Genomic DNA, 24,814 nt, shown 5'->3' with positions numbered 1-24,814 from the left:
GGATGTCCGTGATCGATCGATCGGGCCGACGCGCCGCGCGCGCGGCGGGCTCGCCCTGCAAGGTGCCGCGCCGGCTGGTGTGGCTGGCCCTGATGGCACTGTCGAGCGGTGCCCAGGCCATGAGCTTCGCCGAGGCCTACGAGGCCGCGCGGGGCCACGATGCGCGCTACCGCGCGGCCAACCACGAGCTCACGGCCGCACGGCAAGGCGTGCCCGTGGCCCGGGCGGCGCTGCTGCCCACGGTGAACCTCAACGTGTCCGAATCCAGCGTGCTGGGCACGCGCCGCATCGCCAACGGCTCCAACCAGGACGTGCGGCTGCGCGTCGACTACGACGCGCCGCAGACCAGCGTGACGCTGCGCATGCCGCTGTTCAACCGCGAGGCGTCCAGCGTCTACCAGCAGGCGCAGGCGCAGTCCGAAGTGGCCGAGTCGGTCTACCGGGGCCAGGGCCTGGACCTTGTCGACCGCCTGGCCGTGGCCTACCTCCAGGCGCTGCTGGCCGAGGAGGGCAAGCGCCTGGTCGATGCGCAGGAGCAGGCGCTGATCGTCCAGTTGCAGCAGGCCGAACGTCGGCTGGAGCGCGGCGAGGGCACGCGCGTCAACGTGGCGCAGGGCCGGGCTGCGCTCGATCTCACCCGCGCCCGCCAGATCGATGCCCAGGACCAGGTCGAGCTGGCGCGCCGTGCGCTGCGCCGAGTCACCGGGCTTCCCACGCCGCCGCTGCGCCAGGTGCCGCCCGACTACACCCCGACCTCGCTGATCCCCGAAGGCATGGTGGCCTGGCTCGACCTGGCGCTGCGCCAGAGCCCCACCTTGCGCGCGCGCGAGCAAGCCCTGACCGTGGCGCGCATGGCCGTGCAGCGGCAGACGGCCGGGCACTACCCGCGGCTCGACCTGATCGCCAGCATGGCGCGCAGCGAGAACGAATCGCTGTCCAGCCTGGGCCAGTCGGCCACGCTGCGCACGGTGGGCGTGCAGCTCAACGTGCCGCTGTACAACGGCGGTGGCGTCGAGGCCAGCATCAAGCAGGCCCTGGCCTCGCAGGCCCGGGCCGAGGAAGAGATCCGCGCCGAGCGCGAGAACGTCGAGCTCGAGGTGCAACGCCACTACCAGGCCACCGCCAACGGCGCCAAGAAGATCGCCGCCCACCGCCAGGCCGTGGCCTCGGCAGCGCTGGCGCTCGAGGGCTCGCGCCGTGCCCTCGAGGCCGGCGTGGGCACGATGACCGAGCTGGCCGATGCGCAGGCCCAGCTCTACGTCGTGCAGCGCGATCTGGCGCAGGCCCGCATCGACTACCTGATCTCGCGCATGCGCCTGATGGTGCAGGCCGGCGTGCCGATGGCCGACGCGGCCGCCGACCTCGACCAGTCTCTGGTGGCGGTGGCAGGCACGGCCGACGCGCCCAAGCAACCGTGAAAGTGAAGATGCTCATGTCGAACAGACCGTTGTGGCCCGCCGCGGCCACCCTGGCCATGGCCCTGACCGCCTGCGGCGGCGGGGGCGGCGGCGGCAGCGCGGCGGTGACCAACGTCTCGGCCACCGGCGTGGCCTACAGCCGAACGCTGACCGTGACCGTCAACGGGGCCGGGCTGCTCGTGGGCGGGCTCACGATGACCGTCGAAGGCCCCTGCGGCGCGGTCACCAAGGCCGCCAACGGCACCGACCTGCTGGCGCAGTTCACCTGCAAGGTCGAAGGCACCGGGCTGCTGGTCCCGCGCATCCACGACGCCAGTGGCACCGAGCTGGCCTCGATGCGGCTGACCGTGCCCTTGCCGCAGGTGCTCGTCGCCGTGAAGCAGGGCGATCGCAGCGGCACCTTCACACTCGAACTCGACCCGGTGGCGGCGCCTATCTCGACCAAGAACTTCATCGACTACGTCGCCGCCGGCTTCTACGCCAACACCATCTTCCACCGCGTCGAGGCGGGCTCGCGGGTGGAGGGCGGCGGCTACACCGCCGGACCGGCGGCCAAGGTCGAACTGTTCAGCCCGATCGCGGTCGAATCGGCCAACGGCCTGAAGAACCTGCGCGCCACCATCGGCGTCGCGCGCGGCGATGCCAGCGACACCTCCACCTCGCAGTTCTACATCAACCTGGCCGACAACCCGCAGTTCGACCGTGTGAGCGACGCGCAGCCCGGACGGGCTGTCTTCGGCAAGGTGGTCGCGGGCATGGACATCGTCGATGAAATCGGCAAGGTCGAGACCGCCGCCAGCGGCGGGTTCCCCAAGCTGCCGGTGTCGGACGTGACGATCACGCTGGCACAGCAGTCGAAGTAAGCGCAGAGGGCCACCGCACCGATGCACGCCTTCGCCGCCCACCTGGCGCGTGCCTGGCCGCTGGCCAAGCGCGACGTCATGGCGCGCTACCGCGGCAGCGTGGCCGGCGTGCTGTGGACCCTGGCCGGGCCGCTGGCCATGGTGGGCATCTACAGCGCGGTGTTCCAGGGCGTGTTCAAGGCGCGCTGGGCCGGCACCGGTGGCGACGGCGTCGACTTCGCGCTGCGCGTCTTTGCCGGCCTGGTGGTGTTCTCGGCCGTGGCCGAGGTGGCCACCCGGGCCACGCGGCTGGTGCAGGACAACGCCAACCTGGTCAAGCGGGTCGTCTTCCCGCTCGAACTGCTGTGCGTGGCGCTGGTGATGCAGGTGGGCGTGCATGTGGCCATCCAGTTGCTGGTGCTGGGCGCGCTGCAGGCCGTTTGGGGCGGTGGCCTGGGCCCGTCGGCCATCTGGCTGCTGCTGGCCGTGCCGTGGCTGGTGGTGCTGATGCTGGCCCTGGCCCTGGGCCTGTCCGCGCTGGGCTGCTACCTGCGCGACCTGCAGCACCTGGTGCCGCTGGCCATGAGTGGGCTGCTGTTCCTGTCGCCGGTGTTCTTTCCGCAATCGGCCGCGCCGCCGGTGCTGAAGGCCGTGCTGGCCATCAACCCGCTGTCCGGTCCGATCGAGGCGTTTCGCACGGCCTTCTTCGGCCAGCCCTTCGACTGGGAATCCGCCGGCTGGTCGCTGGGCGGGGCGCTGCTGGCCCTGGTGGTGGCGCGCGCGCTGTTCGCCCGCCTGCGGCCGGGCTTTGCCGACCTGGTGTGACGACGATGGCCGGCGACGACGACGTGGTGATCGACCTGTGCGGCCTGGACAAGAGCTACTCGCTCGAGTCCCGTCCGTGGCGCCGCCTGTGGCAGCAACTGGCCGGCGGCGAAGACCACGGCCCGCAGCACCACGCACTGCATGGTGTGGACCTGCGCGTGCGCCGCGGCGAGGCCATCGGCGTGATCGGCCGCAACGGCGCGGGCAAGTCCACGCTGCTGCAGGTGATCTGCGGCGTGCTGCAGCCCAGCCGCGGCACCCGCCGGGTCAAGGGCCGCATCGCGGCGCTGCTCGAACTCGGTGCCGGCTTCAACCCCGAGCTCACCGGGCGCGAGAACGTGCGCCTGAACGGCCCGTTGCTGGGCATCAGCGCCGCCGACATCGAGCGTCGCCTGCCCGGCATCGTCGATTTCGCCGGCATCGGCGAGTACATCGACCAGCCGGTGCGCAGCTATTCCAGCGGCATGTTCGTGCGCCTGGCCTTCTCGATGGCCACCAGCGTCGAGCCCGACATCCTGGTCATCGACGAGGCGCTGTCGGTGGGTGACGGCGAGTTCGCCCGCAAGTCCTTCGAGCGCATCATGGCGCTGAAGGAACGGGGTGCCACGCTGCTGTTCTGCTCGCACTCGATGTTCCAGGTGGAGTCCTTGTGCCCGCGCGCCATCTGGCTGGAAGACGGCCGCGTGCGCTTCGATGGCCCGGCCTCGCAGGCCGTGGTGGCCTACGACGCCTTCCTCGCCGCCGCGCGCGGCGCCGGGGCGGCGGACGGTGGCAGCATCGCGGCCGACGGCACCGCAGGCGGCGGCCCGGACGGCGGCGACGAGGCCCTGGTGCGGCGCCCGCCGCTGGCCTCGGCCGCCGCCACCATCGACTGCTTCGAGCGGCTGTCGCCGACCGACGACGGCGCGCCGCTGCACAGCCGGCGCGATGCGCTCACCGTGCGTGTTGCTTTCCGCAGCGACCCCACCATCCCCTGCCCGACGCTGGGCATCACCCTGCACGGCCCCGACGGCCGCACCCTCAGCAGTGCCGGCACCTGGCTCGACGGCATCACGCTGCCGCGCGACGCCGCCGGGCGCGTCGAGGCCACGCTGTGCATCCCGGCGCTGCCGCTGCTCAAGGGCCGCTACACGCTGTCGGCCTACGTGCTGTGCGACCGCGCCATCAACCTCTACGCCGCCGCCGAGCACGCGATCACGCTCGACGTGGTGCAGCACGACGTGCAGCAGGGCGTCGTCGCCCTGCCGCACCACTGGCAAGTCGGATCCCCCGAATGACCGTCAAGGACTTCTCCTTCCCGCTCAACGTCTTCGCCCGCCTGCTCGAGATGCAGGAAGGCCGCGTCGAGTACCTGCACTTCCCCACCTTCGAATCGGCCGACGAACCCGTGTTGCAGGCGCAGGAGCGCGCCAGCCGCCACCTGTGGCAGGCCCTGCCGCCACCGGGCCGGCTGCTCGAGGTGGGCATCGGCCTGGGCACCACGCTGGCCCGTCTGTCGGCGGCCGGCTACCGAGCGATGGGCATCACCCCCGAGGCGGCGCAGGTGGCCGAGGTGCGCCGCCGCCACGGCCCGCTGGTCGAGGTGATGGAGTCGCGGCTGGAAGACTTTGCCCACGAAGCCGGCCAGTGGGACGCGCTGCTGTTCCAGGAGAGCGCGCAGTACATCGATCCGCTGGCGCTGTTCGACGCGGCCGAGCGCCTGCTGCACGGTGGCCGCACCCACCTGGTGGTGATGGACGAGTTCGCGCTGCGGCGCAGTGACGCCGCGCACACCGGCCTGCACGAGATCGGCGCGTTCTGCGACCTGGCCGCCCGCCACGGCTGGCGCCTGGTGCACCGCACCGAGCTGTCGGCACAGGCCGCACCGACGCTCGACTACCTGCTGCGCGGCGTGCGGGCCCGGCGCGACGACCTGATGGCCGACCTGTCGCTGGACGCCGCCACGATGGACGGGCTGGAGGCCGCGCTCACCCGCAGCCAGACGCTGTACCGCGAGGGCGTCTACGGCTACGCACTGCTGCGCTTCGAGCGCGAGCAGCCGTCGGCCGACCGGCCGGTGCGCCTGGGCGGCGCGCAGGCTGGTGCGGTGCGCACGCTGTTCGAGCGCATCTTCGGCCACCCGCTGTCGGCCGAGGAGTGGGCCTGGAAGTACGGGGACGGGCGTGGCCATGCCGTCGGACTGGTGCGCCCGGGGCGTGTGCCGCCGGGCGGCGACGGCGCCGAACCCGAACTGCTGTCGCATTACGGCGGCCTGAGCCGGCGCGTGATCTTCCACGGCGAGCCGGTGCTGGCCTGCCAGGTGTGCGACGTGATGGTCGACGCCCGAGCACGCACCGCGCTGGCCCGCGGCGGCCCGCTGCAGCGCACCACCGCCACCTTCCTGGACGAGCAGATCGGCTGGGGCAAGCCGCACCGCATCGGCTTCGGCTTCCCGACCGACCGCGCGATGGCGGCGGCCGAGCACCTGGGCCTGTACACCGCCGTCGACGAGATGGTCTGCGCCGCCTGGCCGGCCTCGTCCGCCGGCACCGGTGTCGGCACCGTGGCGCAGCCGCTGGAGGCCGCCGACCTGGCCGACGGCGGCGAGGCCGTGCCCGTGATCGATGGCCTGTGGCGCGACATGGCCGCGGCGCTGCCGCAGGCCACGCTGGGCGTGCGCGACGCCGCCTGGCTGCGCCACCGCTACCTGGGCCACCCGCGCTTCCGCTACGAGCTGTGGCTGCTGCGCCGCCGCCTGACGCGCCGGCCGATCGGCGTGGCGGTGCTGCGCCGGCACGAGCAGCACCTGGAATGGGTGGACGCGGTGGCGCCGCCTGCGGCCTGGGGGGCGCTGCTGGCGGTGGCCCGGCAACGCGCGGCCGTGCTGGGCGCACCGATGGTCGAGGCATGGATCACGCAGTCGCAGCAGCACCTGATGCAGGCGCTGGCGCCGCAGGACATCGGCCTGCGCCCGTTGGGCATCCGCGTGCCGGCCAATGCCCACTCGCCAGGCCCCGACGCCGACGCGCACCGCGGCCGCTGGCTGCTGATGGCCGGCGACACCGATTTCCGATAGGCCGGCATGCGCATCCTGCACGTCACGCGCGAGTTGGGCAGCGACCGGCGCTTCGGCATCGGCCGCAGCCTCGATCCCGTGGTGCGCGCGTTGCAGGCTCGCGGCCACGAGGTGCGCTACCTCACGCAGGACGAACTCGGCGATGGCGCGCGCGCCTGGCAGCGCCGCTGGACGCCCCGCGCGCAGTCGTGGCTGCGCATACTTTATGGCCCCGCGGGCGAGACCTTCGCCACGATCTGGATCGAGCGGCTCAACATGGGCCGGCTGGCCGCCAAGGTGGCCGCGCGCGAGGCTGCCGATGCCGTGCACCTGCACGACCCCTGGATCGGCTGGGGCTACCGCCTGGCACGCCGGGCGCTGGGCGCGCGGGCGCGCTGGGGCGTCACCGAGCATGGCTTCGGCAGCTACACCGATGCCATCCGCGAAGAAGGCGTGCGCTACACGCCGGCGCTGCTGCGACAGCACCGCCGGCTCGAAGCCAGCCTGCTGGCCGCCGCCGACTGGGTGGTCTGTCCCACGCGCGCCGGCCGCGCGCAACTGGCGCGTGACCTCTCGCTGCCCGAGCCCCCCGCGCACTGGCATGCGGTGCCGCATGCGCGGCCCGTGCTGTCGCTGCCCGACCGCGCCGAGGCGCGGCTGCGCCTGGGGTGGACGTCCGACCAGTGGCAGGTGCTGGCCATCGGCCGGCTCAACCCGGTCAAGCGCTTCGAGGCGCTGCTGCGCGCCTGCGTGCGCCTGGGCCGGCCGTTGCGCCTGACCGTGCTGGGCGCGGGCGATGCCGCGGCACTGCGGCAGGCGGTGCCCGAGGTCGCGTCGTCATCGGTGACGCTCGACGTGCGCGAGGTCGACGACGTGGCGCCCTACTTGGCGGCGGCCGACGTGTACGTCAGCACCACCCGCAACGAATCCTTCGGCCTGGCCAATCTCGAAGCGCTGGCGGCCGGACTGCCGGCGTTGTGCACCGCGGCCGGCGGCGTGCCCGAGGTCTGCGGCGCGGGTGCGCGGTGGCTTCCCACCGGCGACGCCGAACTGCTGCCCGCACTGGTGCAGGCGCTGCGCGAGTGGAGCGATCGGCCGGCTCTGGCGCAGGTGCAGGGCCAGGCGGGCCGACGCCAGGCCCTGCAGGCGCCGGATGCCGCGCAGGTGGCGGCGCGCCTCGAGGCGATCTACCGTGGGCCACCCGGCGTGTCGCAGGCTGCCGAGGCCCTGCACGCAGTCCCGTCCTCCTCGCCGGCGCCTGCACAGGCCGCCGGCCTTGCCGCCGACGCGCCGTTGTGCGTGCTGCCGCAGCCGCTGCCGCTGGCCGAGGCGCGTCGAGTGCTGGTGTTCGCGCCGCACCCCGACGACGAGTCGATCGGCTGCGGCGGCGCACTGGCGCTGCTGTCGCAGGCCGGGGCGGCGGTGCGCGTGGTGCTGGTGTCGGACGGCTCGGGCGCGGGCGGTCTGCCCCCGGGGGCGGGCGAGGTGCGCCAGCAGGAGTTCCGCGACGCGCTGACCCGCCTGGGTGTGGCCGACGCGGTGCTGCTGGGCCTTCCCGATGGTGCACTGTCCGAGCAGCCCGGCCTCGACGCGGCCCTGGCGGCGCAGGTGAACGACTTCGGCCCCGACTGGGTGCTGTGCCCCTCGCGCGTCGACCTGCACCGCGACCACCGTGTCGTGGCCGCAGCGGCCCGGCGCGCCGCGCTGTCGCACGCCGGCGTGCAGCGCCTGTGCGAGTACGAGACCTGGAGCACCCTGCCCATCACCCACGCGCTGGACATCGGCGCGGTGATCGACACCAAGCTCGACGCGCTGGGCCGGCACCGCACCGCGCTGGCCTGCGGCGCCTATGTCGAGGCCACCGCCGGCCTGGCCCGCCACCGCGGCCTGTTGCTGGGCGTGGCCCATGCCGAGGGCTACCTGTGCACCGGCCGCGACCGACAATTCGACTGGCCCGCGGGCTGGGCCGCTGGTGATCGAGAATCGTGACATGACCTGTGAAGTGAGCGTCCTGGTGCGCAGCATGGACCGGCCCTCTCTGGCGCAGGCGCTGGCCAGCGTGGCCGCGCAGACCGCCGACGGGCTGGAGGTGGTGGTGGTCAACGCGGCCGGTGGCCACCACAGCGGGCAGGGCGTGCACTGCGGCCGCCACACACTGCGCCTGATCAACCAGGGCGGTGCACCACTCGGCCGTGCCGCCGCCGCCAACCTGGGCCTGGCCAGCGCGGCCGGCCGCTGGCTGATCTTCCTCGACGACGACGACCTGCTCGACGCCGACCACGTCGCCCGCCTGCTCGGTGCATTGGCCGCGGCCCCAGGGGCCCAGGTGGCCTACACGGGTGTGCGCCTCGTCGACAGCAAGGGCCAGCCGGCCGGCGTGCTCGACGAGCCCTTCGACGACACACGGCTGTGGCTGGCCAACTACCTGCCGATCCATGCGGTGCTGTTCGCGCGCAGTGTCGTCGACGAAGGCCTGCGCTTCGACGAATCGCTGCCGGTGTACGAGGACTGGGACTTCTGGCGCCGGCTGGCCAGCCGCCACGCGTTCGTGCACCTGCCCGGCGTGTCGGCCACCTACCGGCTGGTCGGCAATTCGGGCTTGTCCGAGCATGCCGACGTGCAGGTGGCGTCCGAAGGCCGCGCGCGCATCTACCGCCAGTGGCTGGCGCGACTCGATGCGGGGCAGCTCGACCGCATCGCCACCTTCGGTGAGCTGCAGCGCAGCCGGGGCCTGGCGCTCGAGCAGCAGCGGGCCGAGGTGGAGGCGGAGGTGCGCCGGCTTGCCGGCGAGGTGCAGACCCTCGACGGGCAGGCCCGCGGCCTGCGCGATCAGGTCGACCAGCGCGACCAGCGCCTGCGCGACCTGCAGCGTGCGCACGACGCCCTCGAGACCCAGCTGCGCGCCGAACTGGCGCTGAACCACGAGATCACGCACTCGCTGTCCTGGCGCATCACCGAGCCGTTGCGCCGGGCCAGGGCGATGGCGCAGCGCGTCACGCCGCGTGCGGTGGTCGGCCGCGTCGCGCGGGCGCTGCCACTGTCCAGCCGGCAGAAGCAGCGGCTCAAGGTCTGGCTGGCCACCAGCGGCTTCGGCGGCCGCTGGCTGCAGGCGGCCGCGGCCGCGCCGGTGGCCGCGGCGCCCACCGGGCCCACGCTTGACAAGGAGGCGGTGCGCGCCGAGGCCGAGGCCCAGCTCAGCGCCTTCCTCGCCGGCGACGAGCGTGTGCGGCTGCACCAGGGCGGCCAGGCGGGCGATGCCGAGCCGCAGGTCAGCGTGGTGGTGGTGCTCTACAACCAGGCGGGGCTGAGCCTGCTGTGCCTGCGTGCGCTGGCCGCGTCGCGCGGCGTGAGCTTCGAGACGCTGGTGGTCGACAACGCGTCGAGCGACCGCATGCCGCAGCTGCTGGCACGGCTGGACGGCGCCACGCTGCTGCCGCAGGACGAGAACCTGGGCTTCCTGCGCGCCGTCAACCTGGCCGCGGGCCATGCGAAGGGCCGCCACCTGCTGCTGCTCAACAACGACGCGGTGGTCGAGCCCGACACGCTGGCCCACGCGGTGGCGCGGCTGGAGCGCGAGCCCGACGTCGGCGCCGTCGGTGGCCCCATCCTGCTGTGGGACGGCCGCCTGCAGGAGGCCGGCAGCATCGTCTGGCGCGACGGCAGCTGCCTGGGCTACGGCCGCGGCGATTCGCCCGACGCGCCGGCCTATCGCTTCGTGCGCGACGTGGACTACTGTTCCGGCGCGCTGCTGATGGTGCGGCGCGAGCTGTTCGAGCGGCTCGGCCGCTTCGACGACGTCTACGCGCCCGCCTACTACGAGGAAAGCGACTTCTGCGTGCGCCTGTGGGAGGCCGGCCACCGCATCGTCTGCGACCCTGCGGTGCGCATCAAGCATTTCGAGTTCGCCAGCGACGTGGGCAGCGGCCGGGCCATGGCGCTGCAGGCCCGCAACCGCGAGCTCTTCGTCGCTCGCCATGCGGGTTACCTGAGCGCACGGCCGGAATCGTCGCCCGGCCAGGTGCTGGCCGCGCGGCAGATCCTGCGGCCCGGCGCGCGCCGCATCCTGATCGTCGATGACCGCGTGCCCTTCCCGCAGCTGGGCCGCGGCTACCCGCGCGCGGCCATGCTGGCCAACCGCATCGCGGCCGAAGGCCATGCGGTCACCTACTACCCGCTGGTGTTCGCCGACGGCCGCTGGGACGAGGTGCACCAGGCGCTGGACGAGCGCATCGAGGTCATCCTCGACCAGGGCGTGGCCGGGTTGACGGCCTTCCTGGCCGCGCGGGCTGGCCACCACGACCTGATGCTCGTCAGCCGCCCGCACAACATGGCAGTGGTCGACGCACTGCGGGCCTCGCACCCGGACTGGTTTGCCGGCACCCGGCTGGTGTATGACGCCGAGGCACTGTTCTCGCTGCGCGAGGCCGAGAAGGCCCGTGTGCTGGGCCAGCCGCTGCCGCCGGCCAAGGCGCGCGCGATGCTGGAGGACGAGCTGGCCCTGGCACGCCATGCCGAGCGCATCGTGGCCGTCTCGCAGGACGAGGCCCGGCACTACCGCGAGGCCGGCTGCACCGACGTGGTCGTGCTCGGCCACGCGCTGGCGCCGCAGCCCTCGGCACCGGACTTCGGTGCGCGCAGCGGATTCCTGTTCGTCGGCGCCATCACCGCCGACGACTGCCCCAACGGCGACAGCCTGCTGTGGTTCCTGCGCGAGGTGTGGCCCACGGTGCAGGCCGCGCTGGGCGCGGCGGCGCGGCTGGACGTGGTGGGGGTGTGCGAGTCCGCCACGGTGCGCGCGATGGCCAGCGGGTCGGTGCGCATCCACGGCCGCGTGCACGCGCTGGACGGCTACTTCGACGCGCGCCGTGTCTTCATCGTGCCCACCCGCTATGCCGCCGGGGTGCCGCACAAGGCGCACGAGGCGGCCTCGCGCGGCCTGCCCATGGTGGTCACGCCGCTGATCGCCCGGCAACTGGGCTGGGCCGACGACGTGCAGGTGGGCGACGGCCCGGCAGCCTTCGCGGCGGCCTGCGTCCGCCTGCACCGCGACGAGGGCGTGTGGACCGCCCAGCGCGCGGCGCTGCTGGCCGCGGTGGCGCGCGACTGCAGCATCGACGCCTTCGACCGCGCGGTGCGCGAGATCGTGCGATGAGCGCCGATCGGCCGCTCCGGAGGCGCTCGCTCCCCCTCGGGGGGACGGCCCGCAGGGCCAAGGGGGTCGAAATGAGCGCCGATCGGCCGCTCCGGAGGCGCTCGCTCCCCCTCGGGGGGACGGCCCGCAGGGCCAAGGGGGACCAATGAGCCATCCGCGCAGCCTCGCCTCGGCCCTGCTGCAGGACGGCGCGCGGCTGATGCGCCGCGAGCTCGGCCGCTGGGGCCTGCGCGGTGTGGTCGCCCGGCTGCCGCATTATCTGAAACGATCGGGGCAGATCTGGCGTGCGCGGCAGCAGCGCTCGGCCGATGCGCCGCCGGCGGCAGCGCCGACCCTGCCGCCGCGCCTGCACCCCGAACTGCTCGAGACCCCTCCGCACGCGCTGGCGGCCTCGGTCACCGTCATCCTGCCCACGCTCAACGCCGGGCCCGAGTTTGCGCTGCTGCTGCGCAAGCTGCGCGCGCAGGAGGGCGTGCCGCCGCTGGAGATCCTGGTCATCGACTCGGGCTCGACCGACGGCACGGTGGCCATGGCCCAGGCCGCTGGCGCCCGCGTGATCGAGATCGCGCCCGAAACCTTCAGCCACAGCGGCACGCGCAACCTGGGTGCCGAGCAGGCCGGTGGCGAGTTCCTGCTGTTCATGGTGCAGGACGCCTACCCGATCGGCCGCCTGTGGGTCCATGGCCTGCTGAGCTACCTGCTGGACCACCGCGACGAAGGCCTGGCCGCGGTGTCCTGCACCGAGTACTGCCGGGGCGACAGCGACCTGATGTACGAGGTCGGCATCGGCAGCTACTACGACTTCCTCGGCTGCCGCCTGCGCGACCGCATCGGCCATCTGCAGGGCACCGACCACGAGAGCCTGCGCTCGATGGGCCAGCTCAGCGATGTGTCGTGCCTGGTGCCGCGCGAGTTGTTCCTGGGCTACCGCTACCGCGGCAGCTACGCCGAGGACATGGACCTTGGCGTGCGGTTCATCCGCGATGGCCGGCGCATCGCCATGCTCGCCTCCGTGAAGGTGATCCACTCGCACAACCGCAGCGCCTGGTACTACCTGCGGCGCACCTTCGTCGACATCCGGTTCCTCGTCGATGTGTTCGACGACTTCCAGTTGCCGCGCTGCGAATCGGCGCAAGGCCTGGTGGCCGGTGCCGCCCACCTGGGGCGCGAGGTCGATGCGTGGTCGCGGCACATGGCTGCCTCGGGGGCGGGCGGCTCGATGCACGACGCCGCGGCCGCGTGGCTGGCCCGGCTGCGCGATCTGCCGATCGACGGCATGCTGCCAGCCGGCCCGCTCGAGCTGGACGATGCGCGGCTCGACGCCTTCCTGCGCGACCAGCTCGCTTCGGTGCAGGGGTGGCCGGGCGAGGCCGGCGCGGCGGTGCAGCGGTCGGCCCGCTACATCGTCGACGACTTCGTGGCCCGCTTCGGCCACTTCAACCACTGTGCCGCGCAGGCCTACCGCGGCGAAGACGCGCGCCTGCGCGCCGAATGGATCGCCGCCGCGGCCAAGGCCTTCGCGGCCACGCTGGGCCACACGATGGCGGTGCTGGTGCTCGACCGGCGCGACAAGCCGTGCCCCGACGCCGAGCGGCGCTGGCTCGACCGCATGGCCGCCACCTTGTCCGCCGGGGTCTGATGCGAATCCTCTTCGTCACCGATTCGCTCGGACCCTGGCAGACCGGCCTGCCGGTGCAGTCGGCCCATGCCCTGGCGCGCATGGCCCAGCGCGAAGGGCATCAGGTGCTGGTCGTCGTCGCGATGCGCGCCGCCGGCGCACTGCCGTCGGCGGCCTGTGCCGCGGCGCCCGAGGTCGTGCCTGGCCTCGAGGCGGACGCGCCGCTGCACCTGCTCGATGGCGTGCCGCTGCTGCGCTGGGACCTGGACGGCCCCGGCACGGTCGACGACCCGCTGGCGCACTGGCTGCCCATGGCGCGGTTCGACGTGGCCCATGCCGTGGTGACGCCGCCTATGCTGATGTGCCTGGGCTGGCTGCCGTCGGCCGAGCGACCTCTGCTCCTGGGCCTGGCCGGTCTGCCGAGCGAGCCGGTCGACGCGGCGTCGCAGCGGCTGCTGCGGCAGGTCGACCTGTGCCTTGCGCCGTCCGATCATGCGGCCGCGCGCTGGCGCCTCGCGCTGCCCGACCTGGCGGTCCGCACGCTGGCGCACGGCGTCGATCTGCTCGGTCTGCTGCAGGCGCATGCCATCGGCATGGCCGAGACGCGGACGCCGACGCTGGTGTGCATCGCCGATCCGCTCGACCACCGGTCGGGGGTGCAGGCCTTGCTGCAGGCCCTCCTGCGCGTCGACCGGCCCGAGCTTCGCCTGAGGGTGCTGTGCACCGGCCCGTCGATGCCGTCCCGCGCGCCGGCCCTTGCCGCGATGGCGGCCGCCGACCCGCGGGTGCGCCTGGAGCCCGCGCAGGGGCCCGGGCTGCTGTCGCTGGCCGGCGCCGTGGACGCGGTGTGCGTGCCCAGCCGGGTGCCGCTGGATTTCTCGTTGCCCGTGCACGATGCCGCGGTGCTGGGCTTGCCCTGCCTGGTGAGCGACCTGGGCGCGCAGGCCGAATCGGCGCGCCGCTACGGCGTCGGCCGACCCTTGCCGGCCGGCGACGTGGCGGCGTGGGCCGCCGCCATCGAGGCCTGGGCGACAGTGCAGGGCGACCGCGCGGCCGAACCGTTCCAGGGTGATGTCCCGCTGCGCATCGAGGAGCAGGCCTTCTTGTGCCAGGGCCACTTCCAGGAACTGCTGTACCGCAAACAGCGCGTCTGACCCCGACCCTGCGGCGCGCGATGGCGCATCGCTGGCACACTCCCGCCCCACATGCTTTTCAACTCGTTCGAGTTCATCTTCGGCTTCCTGCCGGTGGTCTGGCTGCTGTTCTTCGCTGCGGCGCGGTGGGGGCAGTGGCCGGCGCTGCTGTGGCTGACGGCCGCGTCGCTGTTCTTCTACGGTTGGTGGAACCCGCGGCTGCTGTGGCTGCTGCTGGCCTCGGCGGCGGCCAACTTCCTGCTGGGGCGCCTGCTGTCGCGTTGGACGCCCGAGGGCACGACCAGCGCGCGATCACGCGGCCTGCTGGTCGCGGCCGTCACCGCCAACCTGCTGCTGCTGGGCTACTACAAGTACACCAACTTCCTGATCGGCACGGCCAACGCGCTGCTGTCCACGCACACCGGCCTGGTCGACCTGGTGCTGCCGCTGGGCATCTCGTTCTTCACCTTCACGCAGATCGCCTACCTGGTGGACATCCACCGCGGCCTGGCGCGCGAGGCCGATGCGCTGCGCTACCTGCTGTTCGTCACCTACTTCCCGCACCTGATCGCCGGGCCGGTGATCCACCACCAGCAGATGATGCCGCAGTTCGGCTGGCCGCAGAACTTCCGGCCGCAGCGCGCCAACATGGAAAGCGGGCTGGCCATCTTCGCCATCGGCCTGTTCAAGAAGGTGGTGATCGCCGACCACCTGGCCCTGCTGGCCACGCCGGTGTTCGACGCGGCGGCCCAGGGCCAGCCGGTGTCCACTGCCGCCGCCTGGGTGGGCGCGCTGGCCTACGCGCTGCAGCTGTACTTCGATTTCTCGGGCTACTCGGACATGGCGGTGGGCCTGTCGCGGATGTTCAACATCACGCTGCCGATCAACTTCGATTCGCCCTACAAGGCCGGCAACCTGATCGAGTTCTGGCGCCGCTGGCACATGACGCTGTCGGCCTTCCTGCGCGACTACCTCTACATCGGCCTGGGCGGCAACCGGCGCGGCAAGGCCCGGCGCTTCGTCAACCTGTTCCTCACCATGCTGCTGGGCGGTCTGTGGCACGGCGCCAGCTGGAACTTCGTGCTCTGGGGCGCGCTGCACGGCCTGGGGCTGATCGTCAACCACGCCTGGCGGGCGCTGGCGGCGGGCCTGTCGCTGCCGACGCTGCCTGGCCAGGCCTGGGCCGGCCGGCTATTCACCTTCCTGTTCGTGGTGCTGGCCTGGGTGCCGTTCCGGGCGGCCGACCTGCCCACCACCTGGGCCCTGTGGGCGCGCATGGCCGACCTGGGCCACCTGGCCTGGCCCGAGCTGTGCGCCGCCGGGCACGTCGGGCTGCTGCTGGCGCTGGCCGTGGCCTGGTGGCTGCCCAACACGGTGGAGTGGGTCGACCGCGCGCCGTCGGCCGGCCCGCGCCTGCCGGCCTGGCGCGCCACGCCGCGCTGGGGCGTGGCCATGGGCGCGACGCTGGGCGTGTCGATGCTGTTCTTCTCGAAGAACAGCCCGTTCCTGTACTTCCAGTTCTAGATGACCGCGAGCCGATCGTCCCACGCTGGCAACGGCTACCTCGCGTCCTTCGCGGTGGCGATGCTGCTGCCGCTGGTGTTGATGGTGGCGCTGAGCCAGCACCTGGGCGCCGTGCGCGGCGACCTCACGAGGCTGGGTCGGCTGGCCGAGCGCGATTTCGCGCCGTCGCGGGCCTCGGCCGAGGACGCGCTGCAACTGCACCGCGCCGATCCGGCGCAGGCCCGGGTGGTGGTGCTGGGCGATTCGTTCTCGCGCTGGAACCTCTGGCAATCGCCCTGGATGGACCTGCGGGGCCAGCGCGACGTGATCAGCTTCACCTGGGACGACATCGGCGGTCCGGGCTGCCTGGCCGCCTGGGCCCAGGGCCTGCGCGGCCGGTACCCGGGTCTGCACCACCTGGTGGTGCAGACCGTGGAGCGCAGCTGGGGCCACCGCCTGATGACCCTCGATGCACCGTGCGCCGTGGCGCCGGCCGCAGTGGCCCCGCTGGCCACGGCGGACGAACGCATCCAGAACCTGCTGCCGGTGGTGTGGTGGCCCCCGCCCGACCCCCACTACGCCGTGGTCGCCTGGCAGGCCACGCGCAAGCGCTTCGACCACCGCACCCTGCGGCAGCAGACGGTGGTGTGGCCGCTGGCCCGGCCCGACCTGTTCACCAACCGACGCAGCGACCGGCTGCTGACCCTGGTGGACGACGACCAGAAGCGCGACTGGTCGGCCGAGCGGCTGCAGGCGCCACTGCAGCGCGTGCGGCGTCTGCAGGACGATCTGCAGGCCGGCGGCGTGACGATGCGCATGGTGGTGGTGCCCGACAAGTCGTCGATCTACGCGCCCTACCTGGCCCGCCCGGCCGAGGCCGTGCCCGCGGCCGTCGACGCCTGGGGTGCGATGGACGCGGCCGGCATCCGGCACGTGGCCATCCAGGCGCGCCTGCGTGCCGCGCTGCCCGCCACGCGCGACCTGTACCTGCCCAACGACACGCACCTGGGTGCTGCGGGTTACCGCCTGCTGGCCGACGCCGTGCACGCCGACGTGGGCCGTTGAGCCCGATCAAGGCCGGCTTCCCGGACCGCGTGACCATCGCCGGTTCGGTTGGCTGACGGTCGTCGCGATCTGACCAATCACCCATTTTGTTACCAGGCGTTCCCACGTCCTGGGGGGTGCCTAGACTGTCGGATGATCTTCGAACGCGCGATATCGCCCTATGCTGCGGTCCATCGGCACGGCACGTGCGCGACCTTGGCGTGAACTTTTCCTGCCTTGCGCCCACTCACACGGATTGACTTCTGCTTCGCGCTTGGATATCGACATGGCACTGATCAACGGCACACCGGCGTCTGAGAGCCTGCCTGGAACCACGTCGGACGACACCCTGCGCGGCCTGGCCGGCAACGACACGCTGGACGCGCTGGCCGGCAACGACCTGCTCGACGGCGGCACCGGCACCGACTCGATGCGCGGCGGCGCAGGCAACGACACCTATGTGCTGGACGTGCTGGCCGACCTGGTCGACGAGACCACAGCGGGCAGCGATGGCGTCGACCAGGTCAATCTCGCGCTGCTGCTGGCGGGCACCTACGTGCTGCCGGACGGCCTCGAGAACGCCTCGGTCACCGCCGCCGCGGCGCTGGCCATCCATGTCACCGGCAATGCCGGCGACAACGTGTTGATCGGCGGCGCAGGCAACAACAGCCTCGACGGCGCGGCGGGCGACGATCACCTGCAGGGCGGTGCCGGCCTCGACACGCTGGCCGGCGGCGAAGGCAACGACTCCCTGGCCGGCGGGCTGGGCAACGATGTGCTGCTCGGCGGCATCGGTGCCGACACGCTCGTCGGTGGCGTCGGCATCGACACGCTGGCCGGTGGCGCGGGCAACGACGTCTACGAGATCGACGTGGCGGCCGATCTGGTCGACGAAGCCGCGCCGGGCAGCGACGGTGTCGACACCGTGCGCCTGGCCTTCACCGCGGCAGGCACCTACGTCATGCCGCAGGGCATCGAGCGGGCCGTCGTGGCCGGCGCCGCGGCCATCAACGTCACCGGCAATGGCGGCGACAACGTCATCACCGGCGGATCCGGCAACAACAGCCTGTCGGGCGGCGAGGGCAACGACACCCTCGCGGCCGGCACGGGGGCCGACACGGTGGATGGTGGCGTTGGTGCCGGCGACGTGCTCGGCGTGCTGGGCGCCTTCAGCGCCTACGCGCTGCAGCGGCCTGCCCCCGGCGACCTGCGCCTGGTCAACCCGGCCACCGGCGAGAACATCCTGCTGCGCAATGTTGAGACGGTGTCCTTCACCGATGTCGACCGGGCCATCGCCGACCTAGCCGCGCTGGCCGGCAGTCCCGACCCCGATGTGCTCACCGGCGACGGCGGCCCCAACCTGCTGGACGGTGGGGCTGGCAACGACAGCCTCGACGGGCTCGGTGGCAATGACACGCTGATCGGCGGCGCGGGCACCGACACGCTGGTGGGCGGCGAGGGCGACGACGTGTTCGGCATCGACCTGCTGGCCGACCTTGTCACCGAGGCCGTCGGCGCCGGCACCGACCGCGTCGACGTCGGCCTGGCGCTGGCCGGCACCTACACCGTGCCCGACCACGTCGAGAACGCCACCGTCACGTCCGCCGTGGCGATCCACCTGGTCGGCAACGGCCTGGACAACGTGCTGGTCGGCAACGGCGCGGTCAACAGCCTCAGCGGCGGTGCCGGCCACGACACGCTCGACGGCGGGCTGGGCAACGACGTGATGGCCGGCGGTGCCGGCGACGACGTCTACCTGCTCAACGTGCCCACCGACGTGGTCAACGAGACCGCCGCGGGCAGCAGCGGCCTCGACCGGGTCGAACTGCGCTTCGCGGCGGCCGGCAGCTACACGCTGCCCGCCTCGGTCGAGAACGCCTCGATCACCGGGCCGGGCACCCTGCTGGCGATCCACGTGACCGGCAACAGCGCGGCCAACCTGCTGTCCGGCAACGATGGCCCCAACAGCCTGAGCGGTGGCGCAGGCAACGACACGCTGGTCGGCGGCGCGGGCCACGACACGCTGCGCGGCGAGGCCGGCGCCGACCTGATCCTGGGCGGCGTGGGCAACGACAGCATCGACGGCGGCGCCGTGCTCGACCGCATCGAGTACACCGACGGCAACCTGCTCAGCTACGGCGCGGCGCCGCTGGCGGTCCAGGTCAACCTGTCGGGCCTCGGCGGCGATGGCGGCACCGGCAGCGGCACCGCCAACGACGGCTTCGGCGGCACCGACACGCTGGTCAACGTCAGCTTCTTTGAGCTGTCGGCCCACGCCGACACCTTCCTCGGCAGCCAGGCACTGGTGTTCGAATCGGTGGATGCCGGCGCGGGCAACGACACGCTGGATGGCGGGGCCATCCTCGACACGCTCAACCTGCGCGATGGCAACCGCGTCAGCTACGCGTCGGCGCTGTCGGGGGTGACGGTCGACCTGCTGGCCGGCACGGCCGTGGGCGGGGCCAGCACGGGCAGCGACACGATCAGCCGCTTCAGCGCCGTGCGCGGGTCCGACCACGACGACGTGCTGAGCGGCAGCGCCACCGCCGCCTACACCGAAACCTTCGAGGGCCGCGGCGGCAACGACTCGATCAACGGCCGTGGCGGCTTCGACATCGTGCGCTACGACCATGCCGGGGCGGGGTCTGTGGACGTCGACCTGGTCGACGGCCTGGCCACCGACGGCCTCGGCGGCATCGACACCCTGTCGGGCATCGAAGGTGTCTTCGGCGGCGAGGCGGACGACACGCTCAGTGGCGGCAACTCGGACAACGGCACCGACCGCAGCGACCTGGCGCTGATCGAGGTGTTCCGCGGCGGCGCCGGCAACGACCTCATCGATGGCGGCCAGGGCTTCGACCGCGTCGACTACGGCAGTTCCTCCGCGGGCGTCGGCGTCACGCTGGCCGACACGGCCGATGGCACGGCCTCCGACGGCCTGGGCGGCAATGATGTGCTGCGGAACATCGAGGCCGTGCGCGGCTCTGCCTTCAACGACACGCTCACCGGCAGCGACACCGCGCCGATCGAGAGCTTCGAAGGCCGCGGTGGCAACGACAGCATGGACGGCCGCGGCGGCCTCGACCTGGCCGACTACCGTTTCAGCCCCGCCGGCGTCAACGTCAACCTGGCCACCGGTGCGGTGGCGGCCGACGGCTGGGGTGGCAACGACACCTTGGCGGGCATCGAATGGGTGCGCGGCTCGCGCGATGGCGCCGACACCCTCACCGGCGGCACCGGTGCCAACCAGCTGGAAGGGCAGGGCGGCAACGACAGCCTGTCCGGCGGCGCCGGCGCCGACACACTGGACGCAGGCACCGGCATCGACACGGTCGATGGCGGCGCCGACGACGACACGCTGGTGGTGCGGGGCAGCTTTGCCAGCTATTCGCTGACGCGGCCCACCGCCAACGACCTGGTGCTGGTGAACCCGGCCACGCAGGAGGCGATCACCGCGCGCGCCATCGAGTTCATCGAGTTCACCGATGGCACGCTGCCGATCGCCGACGTCAACGACGCCGCGGCCGGCGCGCTGACCAACGACTCACTCGAGGGCGACAGCAACGACAACCTGATCGACGGTCTCGGCGGCGACGACACCCTGGTCGGCCTCGAAGGCAACGACACGCTGATCGGCGGCGCCGGCACCGATTCGCTGCGCGGCGGCGCGGGCAACGACGTCTACGGCATCGACGTGGCGGCCGACCTGGTCGACGAGACCGAAGAGAACGGCGACGACAGCGGCGGCATCGACCGTGTCCAGGTCGGCCTCGCGGTGGCCGGCACCTACCCCTTGCCGGCCAAGGTCGAGAACGCCACGGTCACCTCAGCCGTGGCCATCCACCTGCTCGGCAATGAACTCGACAACCTGCTCGTCGGCAATGCCGTGGGCAACAGCCTCACCGGCGCGGCGGGCAACGACACGCTCGATGGCGGCCTGGGCGTCGACACGATGATCGGCGGCGCCGGCGACGACGTCTACCGGCTCAACGCACCCACCGATGGCGTCAACGAGACGTCGCCGGGCAGCGGCGGCATCGATCGCGTGGAACTCAATTTCAGCGCGGCCGGCCCCTACACGCTGGGCGCCAACGTCGAGCACGCGCGCATCACCGCGTCCGGCGCGTTGGCCATCAACGTCACCGGCAATGCACTGGCCAACGCGATCGAGGGCGGCGCCGGCAACAACAGCCTCAGCGGCCTGGCCGGCGACGATGCGCTGAGCGGCGGCAAGGGCAACGACACCCTGCTCGGCGGCGAGGGCCGGGACACGCTCGACGGCGGCGACGGCAACGACCTGCTCGACGGCGGCGCCGGCACGCAAGACCTGGTGCGCTACGTCGGCGCCGCCACCGGCGTCACCGTGAACCTGCTCACCGGTGCCGCCACGGGCGGTGCGGGCGTGGACACCCTGGTCGGCATCGAGCAGGTCGAGGGCAGTGCGCAGGCCGACTCGATCACCGGCAGTGCGGCCGACAACCGGCTCGGCGGCGGCGACGGCAACGACACGCTGTCGGGCGGCGCAGGGCAGGACACCGTCGACGGCGGTGACGGCAGCAACAGCCTGACGGGCGGCGACGGCGACGACCTGCTGGCCACCGCCAACGGCGGCGACGACTGGATCGACGGCGGCGCCGGGTCGGACGCAGCAGACTTCAGTGCAGCCACCGGTCCGATCGACCTGAGCCTGCTCGCCGGCCTGGCCACCGGGGCCGGCACCGACACGTTGATCGGCATCGAGGCCGCCATCGGCTCTGCCGGCAACGACACCCTCACCGGCGACGGCGGCGACAACACGCTCGAGGGCGGCCTGGGCAGCGATTCCATCGTCGGCGGCGGCGGCCTCGACCTGGTGCGGTACAGCACCGAGTCGGCCGGTGTCACGGTCGACCTGCAGGCGGGCCGGGCCTTCACAGATTCCGGCACCGACACGCTGGTCGGCATCGGGGGGCTGTGGGGGTCGCGCTTCGACGACCTGCTCGACGGCTCCGGACCCGCGGGCATCGTGTTCCGGCCCGACCTCGGCGACGACATCGTCATCGCTGGCGGGGGCGGCGTGCTGGCCTACGGCGAACAGCCCGTCCCGGTCACCGTGAACTTCATCTCCCCGGGCAGCGGCGTGGCGCTCGGCCTGGGCACCGACACCTTCAGCGGCATCGCGGTGGTGCAGGGGTCGACCAGCGCCGATGCGATGGTCGGCAGCACCGCCGCCGAGACCTTGCGCGGCAACGCCGGCAACGACACCCTCGATGGCGGCGCCGGCAACGACACCGCCGACTACCGCCTGGCCACCGCCGGCGTGCTGGCCAACCTGGCCACCGGCAGCTCCGCCGGCCCCGACGGCGCCGACCTGCTGCTGAACATCGAGCACCTCGCCGGCACGCTCACCTTCGGCGATACGCTCATCGGCAATGCCGGTGCAAACCGGCTCGACGGCCTCGGGGGCAATGACAGCCTGTCCGGCGGCGATGGCAACGACACGCTGATCGCCGGCACCGGCAACGACACCCTGGACGGCGGCTTCGACCTCGGCGGCACGGGGGACACCGTGGTCTTCCTGGCCGACTTCGCCAACTACACGCTCACCCGGCCGAACGCCACCGACGTGGTGCTGGCCAATGCGGCGACACAGGAGCACGTGGTCCTGCGCAACGTCGAGTCGCTGCAGTTCACGGATGGCACCCAGTCCATCGTGCAATTGCTCGGCAACGTGCCCACCGCCTTCAACGACCCGCTGGAGGGCGACGAGGACGACAACCTGATCGACGGCCTGGCCGGCGCCGACATCATCCGCGGCTTCGGTGGCAACGACACGCTCAGCGGCGGGCCTGGCATCGACACGCTGGTGGGCGGCGAGGGCGACGACCGTTTCGTGCTCGACGTGGTGGCCGACTTCGTCGTCGAAGAGGCGCTGGGCGGCACCGACACGGTGGAACTGGCCTTCACGGCGCCGGGCGTCTACACCCTGCGCGACCACGTCGAGAATGCCACCGTCAACGCGCTGCCCACGGTGGCGGTGGGCGTGGTGGGCAACGCGCTCGACAACGTGATCTCCGGCAGTTCGGGGGCCAACAACCTGAGCGGCGGCCTGGGCAACGACACGCTCGACGGCGGCCCGGGCGTCGACACGATGGCGGGCGGCGCCGGCAACGACCGCTACCTGCTCAGCGTGCCCACCGACGTGGTCAACGAGACGGCACCGGGCAGCGACGGCATCGACACGGTGGTGCTGGCCTTCTCGGCCCCTGGCGCCTACAGCCTGCCGGCCAGCGTGGAGAACGCCGAGGTCATCGGCCTGGCCAGCCGCGCCATCGCGGTCAATGGGAATGCCCTGGCCAGCGTGATGCAGGGCCATGATGGCAACAACTCGCTCACTGGCGCGGCCGGCGACGACACCTTCGTGGCCTCGGCCGGCGTGGACACCGTGGTCGGCGGCCTGGGCAACGACCTGCTGCAACTGCCCGGCACCGCCATCGAGTACGCGATCGCACGGCCGAGCCTCACGCAGACCGTGATCACCGGCCCCATCGGCAGGGTTGTGCTCACCGAGGTGGAGCGGGTGCAGTTCGGCGCGGCGCCCGCGGTCACGCTGGCCAGCCTGATCGCCCTCATCGGCACGCCAGTGGCCGACACGCTGACGGGCTTCGAGACCGACGACGTGATCTTCGGCGGGGGCGGCGCCGACAGCGTGAGTGGCGGCGACGGCGCCGACACGCTGACCGGCGAGATCGGCAACGACACCCTCGTGGGCGGCCCCGGCAACGACCTGCTCGACGCCGGCGAAGGCAGCGACACCTACCTCTACAACCTGGGCAGCGGGCTGGACGTCATCGAGCAGAACGACACCCTGGCCGCCAGCATCGACACGCTGCAGTTCGGCGCCGGCATCGCGCAGGCCGACGTGAGCTTCGAGCGCTGGGGCTTCGGGGTCGACGACCTCGTGGTCAACGTCACCGCCGGTGGCGACACCGGCCAGGTGATCATCGTCGGCTTCTTCCAGGGCGACCTGATCCGGGCCGGCACGGTGGACCAGATCCGCCTGTCGCCCACGGGTGTGATCACGCAGGCCCAGATGGCCGCGGGCGCGGTGAGCTTCGACGGTGGCAACCACGTGTTCGTCGGCCTGGCCGCCAACGACACCATCAACGGCAGCGTGGTGCCCGCGGTGGCCGAGTGGATCTTCGGCGGCGGCGGCAATGACAGCCTGTCCGGCCTCAACGGCGACGACACGCTGTTCGGCGGCAGTGGCAACGACACCCTGCACGGCGGCAGCAGCTTCTTCGTGCTGGCCGGCGTGGACGGCGCCGACCTGCTGGCCGGCGGCGATGGCGCCGACGTACTGATTGGCGGCAGTGGCAACGACACGCTGAGCGGCGGCGCCGGCAGCGACGTCTACTCCTTCGGCATCGGCAGCGGGCAGGACGTGATCCACGAGACCTTGCCCCCGGCGCTGTGGGGCGGGGCGGTCAACAGCGGCGCCGGCCCGGTGTACGCGCTGGGCGACGGCGACGTGCCGCGCCTGGCCGACACCGACCTGCTGCTGCTCGGCCCCGGCGTCACCAGCGTCAACCTGCTGCCGCAGCGCGTGGGCGACAACCTGCGCCTGTCGATCGCCGGCACTGCCGACACGGTCGTCGTGCAGGACTACTTTGCCAACGGCACCCCGACGATCGAGCGCATCGTCTTTGCCAACGGCGTGCAGTGGTCGGCGGCCACGGTGCGCACCAAGGCCATCACGCCCACCGCCGGCGACGACACGTTGGTCGGCTACCTGGGCGGCGACGTGCTGAAGGGCCTGGGCGGCAATGATTCGCTCGACGGCCGCGAGGGTGCGGACACGGTGCTGGGCGGTGACGGCGCCGACACGCTGGTGGGGGGCGACGGGGCCGACACGCTCACCGGCGGCGCCGATGGCGACCGATTCGTCTTTGCCGGGGCCGGGTCGCTGGTGTCCACCGACACCGTCACGGATTTCGAGCCCGGCGTGGACCTGCTGGCCCTGTCGGCGGCCACCTTCACCGCCCTGGCCGGTGCGGTGGGCACCACGATCGATCCGGACACCAGTCCGTTCGTCGACTACAACCCCGCCACCGGTGCCTTCAGCTACGACGCCGACGGGGCCGGCCTGGGCGCGCCGGTGATCCTCGCCTTGCTGGGCGTGGGCAGCCACCCGGCCGCGCTGGGGCCCGACCTGCTGGTCCTGCCCTGAGTCGCGGCGCCGACCCGGCCCGGGAGGGCAGGGTCG

General features: G+C 72.6%; 12 protein-coding genes. All 12 read left to right on the top strand.

Annotated features, from left to right (window positions below; translation table 11 throughout):
- The first annotated feature begins 2 nt into the window (after positions 1-2).
- The 12 genes from EOINJALH_RS25225 (at position 3) to EOINJALH_RS31410 (ending at position 24,778) form a co-directional block, all read left to right on the top strand.
- Positions 3-1,418, top strand: coding sequence for a TolC family outer membrane protein (locus tag EOINJALH_RS25225; RefSeq protein ID WP_158219893.1), 1,416 nt, complete (start codon positions 3-5; stop codon positions 1,416-1,418).
- Between the two features lie 14 nt (positions 1,419-1,432).
- Positions 1,433-2,281 (top strand): peptidylprolyl isomerase, encoded by an 849-nt coding sequence (locus EOINJALH_RS32420; protein WP_199873475.1) that lies wholly within the window; start codon positions 1,433-1,435, stop codon positions 2,279-2,281.
- A 21-nt stretch (positions 2,282-2,302) separates the two neighbouring features.
- Positions 2,303-3,085, top strand: a complete 783-nt coding sequence (locus tag EOINJALH_RS25215) for an ABC transporter permease (protein ID WP_088285364.1) — start codon at positions 2,303-2,305, stop codon at positions 3,083-3,085.
- A gap of 5 nt (positions 3,086-3,090) precedes the next feature.
- Positions 3,091-4,362 (top strand): ABC transporter ATP-binding protein, encoded by a 1,272-nt coding sequence (locus EOINJALH_RS25210; protein WP_088285362.1) that lies wholly within the window; start codon positions 3,091-3,093, stop codon positions 4,360-4,362.
- On the top strand, positions 4,359-6,140 hold the full coding sequence (locus EOINJALH_RS25205; RefSeq protein ID WP_088285360.1) for a bifunctional class I SAM-dependent methyltransferase/GNAT family N-acetyltransferase: 1,782 nt from the start codon (positions 4,359-4,361) through the stop codon (positions 6,138-6,140). Before EOINJALH_RS25210 ends, EOINJALH_RS25205 begins: the two co-directional genes overlap by 4 nt.
- A 6-nt stretch (positions 6,141-6,146) precedes the next feature.
- Positions 6,147-8,108, top strand: a complete 1,962-nt coding sequence (locus tag EOINJALH_RS25200) for a PIG-L family deacetylase (RefSeq protein ID WP_088285358.1) — start codon at positions 6,147-6,149, stop codon at positions 8,106-8,108.
- Position 8,109: 1 nt separating this feature from the next.
- Positions 8,110-11,271 (top strand): glycosyltransferase, encoded by a 3,162-nt coding sequence (locus EOINJALH_RS25195; RefSeq protein ID WP_158219892.1) that lies wholly within the window; start codon positions 8,110-8,112, stop codon positions 11,269-11,271.
- A 145-nt stretch (positions 11,272-11,416) separates the two neighbouring features.
- The gene (locus EOINJALH_RS25190; RefSeq protein WP_088285354.1) at positions 11,417-12,910 is read left to right on the top strand and encodes a glycosyltransferase family 2 protein; all 1,494 of its coding nucleotides are present in this window, start codon (positions 11,417-11,419) and stop codon (positions 12,908-12,910) included.
- Complete coding sequence (locus EOINJALH_RS25185) at positions 12,910-14,043, top strand: glycosyltransferase (protein ID WP_088285352.1); 1,134 nt, start codon at positions 12,910-12,912, stop codon at positions 14,041-14,043. The genes EOINJALH_RS25190 and EOINJALH_RS25185 overlap by 1 nt, the downstream gene beginning before the upstream one ends.
- A gap of 51 nt (positions 14,044-14,094) precedes the next feature.
- Positions 14,095-15,546 carry an MBOAT family protein gene (locus EOINJALH_RS25180; RefSeq protein ID WP_088285350.1) on the top strand — a complete coding sequence of 484 codons (1,452 nt, stop codon included), beginning with the start codon at positions 14,095-14,097 and terminating at the stop codon, positions 15,544-15,546.
- Positions 15,547-16,590: an alginate O-acetyltransferase AlgX-related protein gene (locus EOINJALH_RS25175; RefSeq protein WP_088285348.1), complete on the top strand. Its 1,044-nt coding sequence runs from the start codon at positions 15,547-15,549 to the stop codon at positions 16,588-16,590.
- A 265-nt stretch (positions 16,591-16,855) separates the two neighbouring features.
- Positions 16,856-24,778 carry a calcium-binding protein gene (locus tag EOINJALH_RS31410; RefSeq protein WP_158219891.1) on the top strand — a complete coding sequence of 2,641 codons (7,923 nt, stop codon included), beginning with the start codon at positions 16,856-16,858 and terminating at the stop codon, positions 24,776-24,778.
- Positions 24,779-24,814 lie beyond the last annotated feature (36 nt).

It is taken from the genome of Ideonella sp. A 288, from assembly GCF_002198735.1.
In the GTDB taxonomy this organism is placed as follows: Bacteria; Pseudomonadota; Gammaproteobacteria; order Burkholderiales; family Burkholderiaceae_C; genus Pseudaquabacterium.
Note: the sequence above shows the minus strand (reverse complement) of the source record. Positions and strands in the feature narration are given on the sequence as shown.